Below are 14,078 nucleotides of genomic sequence, written 5' to 3'. Positions count from 1 at the left end.
GGGTAACCGGGACTGGATGTGACGCGGACCACAACAAAGGTAGGCCATGTATCAGCAAGTCCTTGATCCGGTTGCCAATTCGCTCGCGTGGAGTGCTGCGGTCGCGGCGATACCGCTGCTGCTGTTGTTCGTCCTGCTGGGCGCGCTGAAGGTGACCGCGTGGGTGGCGTCGCTGATATCGCTGGCCGTCAGCATCGTCATCGCCGTCGTGGTCTATGGCATGCCGGTCGGACAGACGCTGCTCGCCGGAAGCGAGGGCGCCGCGTTCGGCTTCTTCCCCATTCTGTGGATCGTCATCAACGCGATCTGGGTCTACCAGATGACGGTGGAGACGGGACATTTCGACGTTCTGCGCCGGTCGTTCAGTCAGGTCAGCGACGACCAGCGGATCCAGGCCATCATCATCGCGTTCTCCTTCGGTGCGTTGATGGAGGCGCTCGCCGGGTTCGGCACGCCGGTCGCGGTGACGTCGGTGATGCTGATGGCGCTCGGCTTCAAGCCGCTGAAGGCGGCCGTCCTCGCGTTGGTCGCCAACACCGCACCGGTCGCGTTCGGCGCCATGGCCACACCCATCATCACGCTGGGCAAGGTCACGGAGCTGCCCGCCGACACGCTCGGCGCGATGGTGGGACGGCAGACCCCGATCCTGGCGTTGTTCGTCCCGCTGGCGTTGGTCGCCATCGTCGACGGCAGGCGCGGTATCCGGGAGACCTGGCCGGCCGCGGTGGTCTGCGGAGTGGTGTTCGCGTTCGGCCAGTTCGCCACGTCGAACTTTCTGTCGGTGCCTCTGGCCGACGTCGTGGCATCGCTGCTGTCCGCCGCTGCGGTCGTGGCGCTGGTGCGGTTCTGGCGGCCGAGGCACGCGTACACCGAGCAACCGGCCGTCGTGGCCGGCGGTGCGGCCGACAAACCGTCCGCCGATTTCGCGCAGCGGGTCGAGAACGCCGACGCCCCTAGTGATTCGCGCGCCGACGTCATCCGGGCGTACGCGCCGTACGCGATCATCATCGCGGTCTTCGTCGTGGGTCAGATCTCGGCGGTGAAGAGTCTGCTCGACAAGGCCACGGTCGCGTTCAACTGGCCTGGGCTCAACATCGTCGACGCGGACGGTGATCCGTTGTCGCTCACCAAGTTCAGCCTGAACGTGCTCACCACCCCGGGCACCCAGATGCTCTTCGCTGGAATCCTCACGATGGTGGCGTTGAAACTCTCGGTGCCACGGGCGCTGAAGGCGTACGGCGCGACGCTGCACCAACTCCGGTGGGCGATCGTGACCGTCATGGCGGTGCTGGCGCTGGCGTTCGTGATGAACACCTCGGGTCAGACGATCACGCTCGGCACCTGGATGGCCGCCGCGGGAGGGGCGTTCGCGGTGCTGTCGCCGATCCTGGGCTGGCTCGGTGTCGCGGTCACCGGATCCGACACGTCGTCCAACTCGCTGTTCGGTGCGTTGCAGGTGACCGCCGCCAATCAGGCCGGGCTGTCGGACGTGCTGATGGCCGCGTCGAACAGTTCGGGCGGCGTGCTCGGCAAGATGGTCTCGCCGCAGAACCTGGCGATCGCCGCGGCCGCGGTCGGTCTCGACGGCAAGGAAGGCGACATCTTCCGCCGCGTCGTGCTGTGGAGCCTCGGGTTCCTGGTCCTGATGTGCATCCTCTCCGGGCTGCAGGCCTCGCCCGTACTGGACTGGATGGTGCCGTGACGCGGGCTCGTAGGATCGATTCGTGAGCGCCGAAGTGCTGGATGGGTTGATCGCCGAGCTGCCCGACGGAGCCGTCGTCACCGATCCCGACATCCTGGCGTCCTACCGGCAGGACCGGGCCTTCGATCCGAGCGCGGGCACGCCGCTGGCGGTGGTGCGGCCGCGCTGCACGGCGGACGTGCAGGCGACGATGCGGTGGGCCACCGCCCACAAGATCGCGGTCGTGCCGCGCGGCATGGGCACCGGGCTGTCCGGCGGCGCAACGGCTCTCAACGGCGCAATCGTGCTGACCACCGAGAAGATGCGCGACATCACCGTCGACCCGGTCACCCGCACCGCGGTCACGCAGCCCGGCCTGCTGAACGCCGAGGTCAAGAAGGCGGTCGCGGAGTATGGGCTCTGGTATCCGCCGGACCCGTCGTCGTTCGAGATCTGCAGCATCGGCGGCAACATCGCCACCAACGCCGGCGGGCTGTGCTGCGTGAAGTACGGGGTCACGACGGACTACGTGCTCGGTCTCGAGGTGGTGCTCGCTGACGGCACCGCGGTGCGGCTCGGCGGCCCGCGACTGAAGGATGTCGCGGGGCTCTCGCTGACCAAGCTGTTCGTCGGCAGCGAGGGCACGCTCGGCGTCATCACCGAAGTGACCCTGCGCCTGCTGCCACCGCAACAGGTTGCCAGCACGGTCGTCGCCACGTTCGACTCGGTCGAGGCCGCGGCGAAATCGGTAGTCACCATCACCGGCAAGATGCGCCCCTCGATGTTGGAGTTCATGGATTCGGTGTCGATCAACGCCGTCGAGGACAAGCTGCGGATGGGTCTGGACCGCACCGCCGCCGCGATGATGGTGGCCGCGACGGACGACCGCGGCGCCTCCGGCATCGAGGATGCTCGATTCATGGCTGACGTGTTCACGAGACACGGTGCGACGGAAGTCTTTTCGACGTCCGACCCCGACGAGGGTGAGGCCTTCGTCGCCGCCCGCAGGTTCTGCATCCCCGCCGTGGAGTTGAAGGGCTCGCTACTGCTCGAGGACGTCGGCGTCCCCCTGCCCGCACTGGCCGATCTGGTCAGCGGGGTGGCGAAGATCGCCGCCAATCACGACCTGTTGATCTCGGTGATCGCGCACGCGGGCGACGGCAACACGCACCCGCTCATCGTCTACGACCCCGCCGATGCGGCCATGACCGAACGCGCACACCAGGCGTTCGGCGAGATCATGGATCTGGCGGTCGGCTTGGGCGGAACGATCACCGGCGAGCACGGCGTCGGCCGGTTGAAGCGTCCGTGGCTCGAGGGGCAGATCGGCCCTGAGGCGATGGAACTCAACCGGCGGATCAAGGCAGCCCTGGACCCCGACAACATCCTCAACCCCGGCGCGGCCATCTGATTTGTGTGCGTTCGGGAGCGCTGACCGCTCCTTTTTGCACACAAATCGCCGGGGTATTGACACGATCATGTGAATTGTCGTACCAATGAGACATGGCAGCTGCTCTGTCTCAGAGCTCTCGTCCCCGCTTTCAGCTCGCGACCGCTGAGTCGTGGGCGAACCCCTGGGGGATGTACCGGGCGCTGCGTGACCACGATCCCGTGCACCATGTCGTACCGGTCGACCGACCCGATCACGACTATTTCGTGCTGTCGCGGCACGCGGACATTTTCAGAGCGGCTCGTGATCACGAAACGTTCTCGTCGGCGCAGGGTCTGACGGTCAACTACGGCGAACTCGATCTCATCGGCCTGGCAGACAATCCGCCGATGGTCATGCAGGACCCGCCGGTGCACACGGAGTTCCGGAAATTGGTGTCGCGCGGCTTCACACCTCGACAGGTCGAGGCGGTCGAGCCGAAGGTGCGTGAATACGTCATCGAGCGGATCGAGCGCATCAAGGCCAACGGCGGCGGCGACATCGTCACCGAGTTGTTCAAACCGCTGCCGTCGATGGTGGTCGCGCACTATCTCGGTGTGCCCGAAGGGGATCGCGGCAAGTTCGACGGGTGGACCGAGGCGATCGTCGCGGGCAACACCGTGGAGGGCGGCGTCACGGCGGCGCTGGGCAACCTCGGCGACGCACTTGGCGAGATGATGGCCTACTTCACCACGCTGATCGAGAAGCGCCGCGCCGAGCCCGAGGACGACACGGTCTCGCATCTGGTGGCGGCCGGCGTCGGCGCCGACGGGGACATCGCCGGTGTGCTGTCGATTCTCGCCTTCACGTTCACCATGGTCACTGGAGGCAACGACACGACGACCGGCATGCTCGGCGGCTCTGTACAGCTGCTCCACCAGCGACCCGATCAGCGAAAGCTGTTGGCCGGCAACCCTGATCTGATCCCCGACGCCGTCGACGAATTCCTGCGGCTCACCTCGCCGGTACAGATGCTCGGCCGGACGGTGACCCGCAATGTGACGATCGGCGACACCATGATCCCCGAGGGCAGGCGCGTGATGTTCCTCTACGGCTCCGCCAACCGCGACGAACGCCAGTACGGTGACGACGCGGGCGACCTCGATGTGACGCGCAACCCGCGCAACATCCTGACCTTCAGCCACGGCGCCCACCACTGTCTCGGCGCCGCGGCCGCACGAATGCAGTCGCGGGTTGCGCTGACCGAACTCTTGACGCGCATACCCGACTTCGAGGTCGATGAGGACCGAATCGTCTGGGCAGGAGGAAGTTACGTGCGTCGGCCGCTCTCCATTCCGTTCACGGTGGTCGCCTGATGGCCGGCGACTGGCTGGCCGAGCGGCGCACCGAGGTGGCCGCCGACCGCATCCTCGACGCGGCGGACCAACTCTTCGCGCAGAAAGATGCCGCGACCGTCGGCATGCACGAAATCGCCTCGGCGGCAGGCTGTTCCCGTGCGACGCTGTACCGGTACTTCGAGAACCGCGAGGCGCTCTACACCGCGTACGTGCACCGCGAGTCGTACCGGCTCTACCGTGAGATGACCGATCAGCTGAACGCACTTCAGGATCCGCGCGATCGCCTAGTCGAGGGAATTCTGACCTCGCTGCGTAATGTCCGCGAAAGTCCCGCCCTGTCATCGTGGTTCGCGACGACGCAGCGCCCGATCGGCGGTGACATCGCCGAGCAGTCGGAGGTCATCAGGGCGCTGACGGAGGCGTTCGTCATCTCCTTGGCGCCCGACGATCCGAAGCTCGTCACGCACCGTGCCCGTTGGCTGGTGCGAGTGATCACGTCGCTCCTCGTCTTCCCCGGCCACGACGAGGCCGACGAGCGCGCGATGATCGAGGAGTTCGTGGTGCCGATCGTGGTGCCGTCGCCCCAGACCACCGGCTAGGACGTCAGGCCACCCAATACGCCTGCGCCTTGATGGATTTGCGCGGCATGCGGTAGTCCTCGCGCAGCACCTTCGCGACCGCGCGGGTGGTGCGGTTGTCGCACGCCACCCAGCCGAAATGGTCGGAGGCGTCGAACACCGACGAGCTGATGGCCTGGATCAGCGCCTCGCCGTTGTTCTTTCGGTCGACCCACTCGACATCGGTGGCGCGACCTCGCACCGGCAGTTGCTTGTCGTCCTCGTGAGCGGCCTCGAGGAACACCCACGACGGTGTGTCTTCGATCGCGTCGAGCAGCGAGTTGACCGCGGGCAGCGAGGCCGTGTCGCCGACGATGATGTAGCCCGCCGGCCTCGGCTGAGGCAGCGCGAAATTGCTGCCGAGGACCGTCACGTCGACGCTGTCCCCCGGCTTCGCGTTCCGCGCCCAGTTGGCCGCGACGCCGTCATGCAGTGCGAACTCGATGGCCACGGTACCCGCCTGTGGGTCGGGGTCGACGAGCGTGTAGCCGCGCTGATGCAGCTTGTCCCCGTCGGCGAACCACATCCGGATCCACATCGTCGGGTGCAGCGCATGCGCGGTGAGCAGATCACCGGCCGTAAAGGTCAGTCGCAGGTAGTGCGGGGTGAGCTGCTGTCGCTCCGTGACCGTCAGCGTGTGATCGCCCGCGCCCAAGAGCTTGAGCACCGCGCCGGGCAATCCGCGCGAGAGCCTCGATTCGGACATACAAGTTAGGTTACCCTAACATGAGCGTCAAGTGGAGCGCACGCGGGTGAGGCGATGCAACAGCCAGGCCAGCGGTACCGTCACCACGAACGTCACGATGAACAGCCACCACATCGAGCCGGTGTAGATCGGGTACCGGACGATCTCCACCATCACCAGTTCCATCGTCACGAGGTGGATCAGGAAGATCTCGTAGGAGATCTCACCGAGGAAGACCATCGGCCGCGACGCCAAAAACCGTGCGTAGAGGCCGCGGTCCCCCAGCGCCAGCGGCGCCACCATCAGCGTGGCGATCACGGCGTAGAAGCCCGTCTTCACCAACGCGTCGCGCAGCTCGGTGGGTGAGGTGGTGGGCTCCCCACCGATGGGCGTCGACACGATGAAGTAGCTGACCACCGCGAGCGGAATACACGCGAGTCCGTACGCCCGCACACCCAGCGGCTGTAAGGCCGCGAGCACCATGCCGCCGATGAACCACACGAGGTACGTCGGCAGCCAGAGCCGCGCAGCGTCGGGCAGAAAGTCGGTGGTGTGCACCAGGATCAGCCATGCCGGGCTAATCAACGCCAACCCACCGAGGCCGGTCAACAACAGGCCCGGCCGCCACCGCCGCCGGCACAGCACCACGAGCAGCAGATAGGCCAGCACCGGCAGCACGACATAGAACGCGACCTCGACCGCCAGGCTCCACATCTGCGTAAGCCCTTGGTGCAGAAACGAATACAGATAGTTGTCCGTGTAGATCTGGGTCAGCGTGAGGTTACGGAACAGTCCTTCCCAGGTATGTCCGGGGTTCGGCCCCGCGGTGCGGAAGTGGTACAGCAGGTACGCGGCCAGCACGGTGACGACGTAGGCGGGCATGATGCGTCGCACCCGATGCCAGGCGTAGCGGCGCACCGACGGCGACGCACCGCCCGTCGCCGCCGCCTTGACCCACGGACCGAACAGCAGAAAGCCGGAGAGCACAAAGAACACCGGCACACCGATCTCCGCGCGCGACCACACCAGGCCGATGTAGCCGTGCGTGTACTTGCCCGTCGTATAGGCGGCATGAGTGAGCATGACCAGCAGCGCCGCGACCGCGCGAATTCCGGTCAGCGAGGCGACGCGCTCGGGCTTGCCGACGGACTCCAGGCCGCCCTGTGCGTCGACGCTGCCGGACAGGGTCATTTGGACTTGTGGCCGGATTTCCCGCCTTTTCGCGGCGGACGATCGGGTTGGAGATTGATCAGGATGCCCTGAATGCGGGTGCGCTCCAAGGCTTTCACGGTGTCACGCGACAGCTTGGCGGGCAGCTCCACCAGCGAATGGTCGGGGCGAATCGAGATGTGGCCGAAGTCGCTGCGGTGCAGACCGCCCTCGTTGGCGATGGCGCCGACGATCGCGCCGGGACTCACCTTGTGCCGCTTGCCCACCGCGATCCGGTACGTCGCGAACCCCTGGCCCGGTTTGCGTTGCTTCGGCCCACGCTCGCGGTCGCGCTCGGTCCGCTCGGGGCGCTCACGGCGCTTCTCCGGCGGCGGTTCCTTCATCAGGAACTGCTCACCGTCGCGCGACTGCGCGGCCAGCGCGGCGGCGATGTCGACCATCGGGACATCGTTCTCGCGTTCGTAGTCCTCGATCATCCGCCGGAACAACTCGAAACCCGGGGCGGTCAGCGCGTCGGTGATGGAATCGCGGAACTTGGCCACCCGCTGTGCGTTGACGTCCTCGACCGTGGGCAGTTCGGCTTCGGTGAGCTGTTGACGAGTCGCCTTCTCGATCGCCTTGAGCATGTGCCGTTCCCGCGGCGACACGAACAGCAGCGCCTGCCCGGAGCGACCCGCGCGACCGGTACGCCCGATGCGGTGCACGTAGGACTCGGTGTCGTGCGGAATGTCGTAGTTCAACACGTGCGAGATGCGTTCGACGTCCAAACCGCGCGCCGCGACATCCGTCGCCACCAGGATGTCGATGCTGCCGTCCTTGAGTGCGGTGATCGTGCGTTCGCGTTGCGCCTGCGGGATGTCACCGTTGATCGCGGCCGCCGAGAAACCGCGGGCCCGTAGTTTCTCCGCGACCTCCTCGGTGGCCTGCTTGGTGCGAACGAAGACGATCATCGCCTCGAACGGCTCGACCTCGAGGAGACGGGTCAGGGCGTCCATCTTGCGCGGACCGGCGACCTGGATGTAGCGCTGCGTGATGTTCTCTGCGGTGGCCGTTTTCGATTTGACGGCCACCTCGACGGCGTCGTGCAGATATTTCTTGGTGATCTTGCGGATGCCGGGCGGCATCGTGGCGGAGAACAGCGCCACCTGCTTGTACTCGGGGGTGTCGGCGAGGATGCGTTCGACGTCCTCGGCGAAGCCCATCTGCAGCATCTCGTCGGCCTCGTCGAGCACCAGATAGTCGAGGTGGGTGAGATCGAGCGTGCCCTTCTCGAGGTGGTCGATCACCCGACCCGGAGTACCGACGACCACCTGGGCGCCGCGTCGCAGACCGGCCAGTTGTGGACCGTAGGACGAGCCGCCGTAGACCGGCAGCACGTTGATCTGGGGCAGATGGGCGCCGTAGCGACTGAACGCCTCTGCGACCTGCAACGCCAACTCACGCGTCGGCGCCAGCACCAGCGCCTGGGTGTCCTTCTTGCCGGGATCGATCTTCGACAGGATCGGGATCGCGAAGGCTGCGGTCTTGCCGGTGCCGGTCTGCGCCAGGCCGACGACGTCGGAGCCGGCCATCATGGGCGGAATGGTGGCGGCTTGGATGGCCGAAGGGGATTCGTATCCGACGTCGCCGATCGCCCGCAGCACCGAAGGGTGAATCTGCAGGTCGTCGAAGGTCAGATCTTCCCGGCTCTCGTCCGGGTCGGAGGACGTCATCAGTCGTCGAGTCTAGTGCCCGTCGCGTGCCCGACCCGCCGCACGGCCTGCAGGATCGTCGTGCCGGGTTTCGGTACCGTGGCGCACCGTGAAGTCGGCTGTCGTGATCGGGATGTTGACGGCTGGGGTCGCATCGGTGGTTGTCGGGTGCGGATCGAGCGACTCCACGGCCTCCAAGACTCCGGGACCAACCGCGCCCCAGGTCAGCACAGCGCCGCCGAGCGCACCGGCCGCGTCGGGTCCGAGCCCGTCCGCCGATACCGCCGATCCATGCGAAGTCAACCTGGCCGCACCCGCGATCGCCGCCGCGGTGTCGGAGCTGCCCCGCGACCCGCGCAGCAACCAGGGCTGGAATCCCGAGCCGCTGGCGGGCAACTACAACGAATGCGCTCAGCTGTCGGTGGTGATCGTGAAGGCCAATACCAACGCGGAGAACCCGAACACCCGCGCGGTGATGTTCCATCTCGGCAAGTTCATTTCCAGCGGTGTGCCGGACACTTACGGATTCAACGGCATTGACAAGACCGCGAGCACCGGAGACACCGTCGCGCTGCGGTACTCGAACGGTGCTTCGGGGTTGGACAGCGTCGTCCGGTTCCGCTGGAACGGCAACGGAGTGGAGCTGATCGGCAACACGGGAGGCTGACTCGTCCCACTCCGTCGTACTACGTGAGGAATCGGCGGATGGCGTTCTCGAGGATGTGTACCGCCGTGACCGTAGCTTCCACCCGAATGCTCTCGTCGTAGACGGCCCAGCCGTCGTCCCCGGGACCGAAGGTGACCGCCGGGATGCCGGCGTGTCGGAACCGGATCGTGTCGTTGAACGCCGGTTTCGTGTAGTGCCGCACATCCTCGCCGACCACGTCTGCGTAAGCCGCGTCGATGGCCTGCACGAGCGGATGCGCAACGGCCACCGGCAGCGTTCCCGCGACGAACGTCGGGCCGGGCACGTATTCCACCGAAACCTCGATACCCGCCGGGGCGAGCGCAGCAAGGCGCTGGTGAAACGCAATGAGGACATCCGCACTGTCGACGTCGGGTCCGATGTTCACCGCCGCGACCCGGGCGCGTGCTTCGATCGGCGTGAACTGCGCCATCCCAGCTTCCCCCGCATCCAGCCCGACGATCGAGATCGGCCAGTCGGCGACGGGAACAGCGGTGACGTCGGCGAGCGCGTCGACCAGGAATTTGGCCGGGTTGACGCCCGTATCGGGTCGCCAGATGTGGCTGGCGACCCCACGCGCGGTGATGTCCAGCAGCGCGTGACCCGTCTGCGCGGTGGCCAGTGCGATTCCCCACCGCCCGTCTTCCGTCCACGCGGTGGGCTCGACGGTGATGGACGCGTCGGGGGCGATGAAGTTGTTCTCGAGGAGGTAGCACGAGCCGTCGACGCCGTTGCGCTCTTCGTCGACGGTCAGCACCACCAGCAACGTGCCACTTTCGGGCGGATCGGCGGCCACCCGCTTCGCAGCGGTCAGTAGCGCGGCTAGATTGGCGCGGGTGTCTGACGTCCCACGCGCATAGACACGTCCGCCGAGTTCGACTGCACGGTAAGGACTTTCGGAGCACACCGTCCAACGGCTCGGCGGGCCGGATGGATAGGTGTCGAGATGGTCGTTGAGCATCAGCACTGGGCCGGACCCAAAGCGCCGCATTGCGATGACATTCGGTCGAGTCGGGGTGCGACCGACGAGAGTCACGTCGAAACCCCACTCGCGCAGCAACCGTGCGACTGGTTCGGCGATGCGGACCTCTTCCGGCGGCCGCGCTGGGCCGTCCAGACTGTTCTCGCACCACGGCTGTCCGGCCGCCACCAGAGTGGTGATCAGGTCGATGATCTGACGCTGATCGACGGGCAATCCTGTTGCTGTCACGGTTGTTCCGCCTCCGAGTTCACGAGCGCACGTAGGCCGTTAAGATCGCGGCCCTGCGCGAGGCCCAACGTGACGAGCAATCGGGCTCGATGCGGCGAGAGTCCCGATGCCAACAGCACGCCCCCCTCGACAAGGGTCGCCCCGCCGCCCGGATAGGCGTAGCGGGCACCTACGCGGGCATCGGGTGCCCGGGTCGTGACGACAACCAACACCCCGTTGGCTACGAGCTCAATGGCGATCTCGGCCGACCGCGGCGGCAGATTCCCAGCGCCGTTGGCCGCCACTACGACTGCGGGATGCCGCTCACCCGCCGCGGCGAGCAACGCGCCGTCATCGCCGAGTCCGGTCGCCACGATCGGCACCGGCCGGATCGGGTGAATCGGTGCGCCATGCGCCTTGCGCCGCTCGGGCACCCGATGCCAGCGAACCTCACCGGAGTTCACGATGCCGAGCGCACCACGGCCGGGGGCGCCGAAGGCATCGCGCTCCACCCCCGACGTCTTGATCACCTCGCGGCCCGAAAAGATGCGGCCGGCGAAGACGACGACGGGGTCGACCGTTATACCGTCGGCAACAGCCTGCGCGTCGGCGAGGTTCGCCGCGCCGTCACTGTCGGAACGGGCACCGGCAACCATCGAACCGGTGACGACGACGGGGATCGGCCACTGCTCCCGGTAGGACAGCCACGCCGACACCTCCTCGATCGAGTCTGTCCCGGTGGTGACGACGACGCCGTGCGCGCCGGTGTCGATGAGCCTGGTCACCGCGGCGACCAGCCGCTCGAGATGCGGGAAATCCACCTCCGATCCGCCGAGCACTTCGAGGCTTTCCGCAGTCGCGAAACCACCTGTGCGAGCGGCGATCTCGCTGGCATCCGCCGAGGGCACAGCACCACGATCCGTATCGTGCATCGAGATGGTGCCACCGAGTCCAACGAGGTGCAGCGTCATTGCTCGTTGCTTCCCAGCACCGAGGCGTCGATACGGGTCTGATAGTCGGGGATCTGCGCATCCGCGGGGATACGCCCTAGCCCTTGTGCCCAGCGCGCGCGATCGGCGAGGTCGGCGGCAAGTTCCGGCCCCAACTCGACTTTGAACACGAACTCACGCAGCACGTTGTCCACCAGCGTCTCGTCCAGTGCAGTAGCCTTCGCCACCGCAGCCATCGCTTCGGGGGTCCGATCCGTCAGCGGAGCGTCGGCCTCGGCGACGGCGGAAAGGAACTTGGCCAGCTCGGGTTTCTTGGCCGCGATGGTGTTCTCATTGGCCAGATAGAGACTGTGCTGGTTGTACTTCGGCGATCCCTGCAGTTCCAGCGAATCGCCGTTCAGCGCCTCGACCGCCTTGGCGAGTGCTGGCTGGAACACCGCCACCGCGTCGACATCTCGGTTCCCGATCGCGCCTGGGATCTCACCGGGCCCGGTCTGGATGAGTTCGGCCTGGACACCTGCCTGGGTCAGGAATTTCGTCGCGAAGTAGTGCGCGCTGCTGCCGAGCGGCACCGCGATACGCCGGCCCGCGAGGTCGGGAATGGTGGTGATATCCGAAGATTTCCGGACGACGAATCGTCCACCGTCCCAACGGGCCCCGTCGGCGATGATGCGCAGCCGCTGGTTCTTGAGTGCCGCGGCCGAAGTGGGCACGTCGCCGCCGTTGGCGACGTCGACGGCACCACCTGCGAGAGCCTCCAGCGCCGCGGCGCCGGTCGGGAATGGCACCACCTTCACCGTCACTCCCGCGTCGGCGAAGAAGCCCAGGTCCTCGGCGACCGGTACCTGCGCCCAGCACGGATCGACGACCCAGGCGACTGTCAGTTCACCTGGCGTCGGTTTTGATCCGCCACACGCGGTGACAGTCACCCCGAGAACGATCGACAGCACCAGGGCCGCCGCGGTGCGTAGTCGCGATTCAACGGTCATCGCCGATCTCCATTCATTATCAAAGGTTGCGGGTCTGGTCGGAGCCGTTCGTGCAACCTGCGACGCAGGGCGGGATAGTCGGCGAATTCGCCGATCGTCCCTGCCGGGCGAGGACGGGGTAAGGGGTTGTCGAGTCGGTCCACGACCGCGCCGTGCGCACCAAGCACGACGACGGTCGATGCCACCCGCAAAGCCTCGTCGACGTCGTGGGTGACGAAGGCGATGGTGGTGTCTGTCCGCTCCCACAGGTCTGATACGAGATCTTGCATCTGCGAACGCGTTTGGGCGTCGAGCGCCCCGAACGGTTCGTCCATCAGCAGCACCTGCGGTTTGTTGGCGAGCGCGCGGGCGATCCCGACCCGCTGGCGCATACCGCCGGACAATTCGTGCGGCAACCTGCGTAGCACCGCGGCGGACAGCCCGACGGCTTCGAGCAGCGAAACCGTGCACGCTCGCCGTTGTGCTCGTGGAACGTGTGCGGCGCGAAGCGCAAAGCCGACGTTCTTCTCGACGCTCGCCCACGGGAACAGGATGTCGCGCTGGAACACCACCCCCCGCTCGCGGCCGGGCCCGATCACCGGTGTCCCGTTGAAGTACACCGCGCCCGCACTGGGGCGCACGAAACCCGCAATCGCGTTGAGCAGTGTGGACTTTCCGCATCCAGAAGGACCGAGGATGGCCAGAAACTCCCCCGGCTCGATCACGAGATCCAAATCGGACAGCACCGGTTCGACCGTCCCGGGGTAGGCGACGGCCAGTGCGCGAACGTCGATGCGGGCACCGGTCATGCCTGCTCCGTGGACCAGCGCACGTAACGGCGGGTAAGCCGGTGGAACACCTGATCGGTCAGAGCGCCGATGACGCCGAGCGCGGCCAGGCAGACAAAGAGCCGGTCAGGCTGGCTGAACAGGCGCGCCTGGTCGAGCCGGAACCCCAATCCTTCGGTGACACCCGCCTGCTCGGACGCGACGATCAGGATCAACGACATCGCAATGCCCTGCCGGAGGCCGGTAAGGATGAACGGCATCGCCGACGGCAGCACGACCGAACCGAACACCTGACGACGCGACGCTCCCACACATGCTGCGACGCGCAGATAGTCCTCGCGGGTGGACGCGATCCCCGCGTGGGCGTTGACCCACACCGGGAAGAAAACCCCGAGGGTGGTCAGGAACAGCTTTGACTCCTCGCCAATGCCGAACCACAAGATCGCCAGGGGAACCAGCGCGATGGCCGGTATCGGCCGCAGCACCTGAATGAGCGGCTCGAGCAGCCCACGGGCGATGTGGCTCCGTCCCGTGAAAGCCGCCACGATGATGGCGATCGTCGAACCGAGGAGGAAACCCGACACCGCGCGCCGGAAGCTCGCGGCGGCATCGGCCAGCAAGGTGCCTTGCTCGAGCATTTGGCGCGCCGCCTCGGCGACGGCGGCCGGTGACGGCAGGAGACTCGGCGAGAAGAGTCCGACGCGCACAACGAGGTCCCAAACGACGAGTGCGCCCACGATGCTGATGACCGGCAGGACCGCGGCCAGTCGGCGACTCGACCACCGTTGCTTCGTCGCCGCAACCGACGGAACCGGCCGCGTGGGGGCGGGCGCCGTTAGACTCATCTCGCACCCCCTCCGCCTGGTCTCGTCGGCGGCAACGGTATGCAGGATCGAAGTCGTCGCGCGGCACGCACTGCGGGCACGA

At 66.7% G+C, this 14,078-nt stretch carries 13 protein-coding genes; 5 read left to right on the top strand and 8 right to left on the bottom strand.

All coding sequences use genetic code 11. The features are described from left to right. Positions 1-46 precede the first annotated feature (46 nt). From G6N43_RS10500 to G6N43_RS10485, 4 genes are all read left to right on the top strand, one after another. The gene (locus G6N43_RS10500) at positions 47-1,702 is read left to right on the top strand and encodes an L-lactate permease (RefSeq protein ID WP_083152162.1); all 1,656 of its coding nucleotides are present in this window, start codon (positions 47-49) and stop codon (positions 1,700-1,702) included. Positions 1,703-1,724: 22 nt separating this feature from the next. Then, complete coding sequence (locus tag G6N43_RS10495; protein WP_083152165.1) at positions 1,725-3,092, top strand: FAD-binding oxidoreductase; 1,368 nt, start codon at positions 1,725-1,727, stop codon at positions 3,090-3,092. Between the two features lie 92 nt (positions 3,093-3,184). After that, on the top strand, positions 3,185-4,426 hold the full coding sequence (locus G6N43_RS10490) for a cytochrome P450 (RefSeq protein WP_083152167.1): 1,242 nt from the start codon (positions 3,185-3,187) through the stop codon (positions 4,424-4,426). Further along, entirely contained in the window at positions 4,426-5,007 is a 582-nt protein-coding gene (locus G6N43_RS10485) for a TetR/AcrR family transcriptional regulator (protein ID WP_083152170.1), read from the top strand. Before G6N43_RS10490 ends, G6N43_RS10485 begins: the two co-directional genes overlap by 1 nt. 4 nt (positions 5,008-5,011) lie before the next feature. Here the strand turns inward: G6N43_RS10485 and G6N43_RS10480 are convergent, their stop codons facing one another. Genes G6N43_RS10480 through G6N43_RS10470 form a run of 3 tightly spaced genes read right to left on the bottom strand, consistent with a single transcriptional unit; the run spans position 5,012 to position 8,592 of the window. Continuing rightward, on the bottom strand, positions 5,012-5,731 hold the full coding sequence (locus G6N43_RS10480; RefSeq protein WP_083152173.1) for a siderophore-interacting protein: 720 nt from the start codon (positions 5,729-5,731) through the stop codon (positions 5,012-5,014). 27 nt (positions 5,732-5,758) lie between these two features. After that, positions 5,759-6,901 (bottom strand): acyltransferase family protein, encoded by a 1,143-nt coding sequence (locus G6N43_RS10475; RefSeq protein ID WP_083152176.1) that lies wholly within the window; start codon positions 6,899-6,901, stop codon positions 5,759-5,761. Continuing rightward, positions 6,898-8,592, bottom strand: coding sequence for a DEAD/DEAH box helicase (locus G6N43_RS10470; RefSeq protein WP_083152178.1), 1,695 nt, complete (start codon positions 8,590-8,592; stop codon positions 6,898-6,900). Before G6N43_RS10470 ends, G6N43_RS10475 begins: the two co-directional genes overlap by 4 nt. A 112-nt stretch (positions 8,593-8,704) precedes the next feature. Here G6N43_RS10470 and G6N43_RS10465 point away from each other — a divergent pair, with 112 nt between their 5' ends. After that, positions 8,705-9,238 (top strand): LppP/LprE family lipoprotein, encoded by a 534-nt coding sequence (locus G6N43_RS10465; RefSeq protein WP_083152472.1) that lies wholly within the window; start codon positions 8,705-8,707, stop codon positions 9,236-9,238. Positions 9,239-9,257: 19 nt separating this feature from the next. Here G6N43_RS10465 and G6N43_RS10460 read toward each other — a convergent pair whose 3' ends face one another. From G6N43_RS10460 to G6N43_RS10440, 5 genes are read right to left on the bottom strand one after another with little or no spacing between them, the layout of a single operon-like run. After that, a complete protein-coding gene (locus G6N43_RS10460) occupies positions 9,258-10,466 on the bottom strand; it encodes a M20 family metallopeptidase (protein ID WP_133056556.1) in 1,209 nt (402 codons plus the stop codon). Further along, positions 10,463-11,416 carry an asparaginase gene (locus G6N43_RS10455; protein WP_083152184.1) on the bottom strand — a complete coding sequence of 318 codons (954 nt, stop codon included), beginning with the start codon at positions 11,414-11,416 and terminating at the stop codon, positions 10,463-10,465. Before G6N43_RS10455 ends, G6N43_RS10460 begins: the two co-directional genes overlap by 4 nt. After that, a complete protein-coding gene (locus G6N43_RS10450; protein WP_083152187.1) occupies positions 11,413-12,384 on the bottom strand; it encodes an ABC transporter substrate-binding protein in 972 nt (323 codons plus the stop codon). The genes G6N43_RS10455 and G6N43_RS10450 overlap by 4 nt, the downstream gene beginning before the upstream one ends. Continuing rightward, positions 12,381-13,172 (bottom strand): ABC transporter ATP-binding protein, encoded by a 792-nt coding sequence (locus G6N43_RS10445; RefSeq protein WP_083152190.1) that lies wholly within the window; start codon positions 13,170-13,172, stop codon positions 12,381-12,383. Before G6N43_RS10445 ends, G6N43_RS10450 begins: the two co-directional genes overlap by 4 nt. Beyond that, positions 13,169-13,996 (bottom strand): ABC transporter permease, encoded by an 828-nt coding sequence (locus tag G6N43_RS10440; protein WP_163658064.1) that lies wholly within the window; start codon positions 13,994-13,996, stop codon positions 13,169-13,171. Before G6N43_RS10440 ends, G6N43_RS10445 begins: the two co-directional genes overlap by 4 nt. Positions 13,997-14,078 lie beyond the last annotated feature (82 nt).

This window comes from Mycolicibacterium moriokaense (assembly GCF_010726085.1).
Lineage (GTDB): Bacteria > Actinomycetota > Actinomycetes > Mycobacteriales > Mycobacteriaceae > Mycobacterium > Mycobacterium moriokaense.
This window is presented reverse-complemented; position numbering and strand designations above follow the sequence as displayed.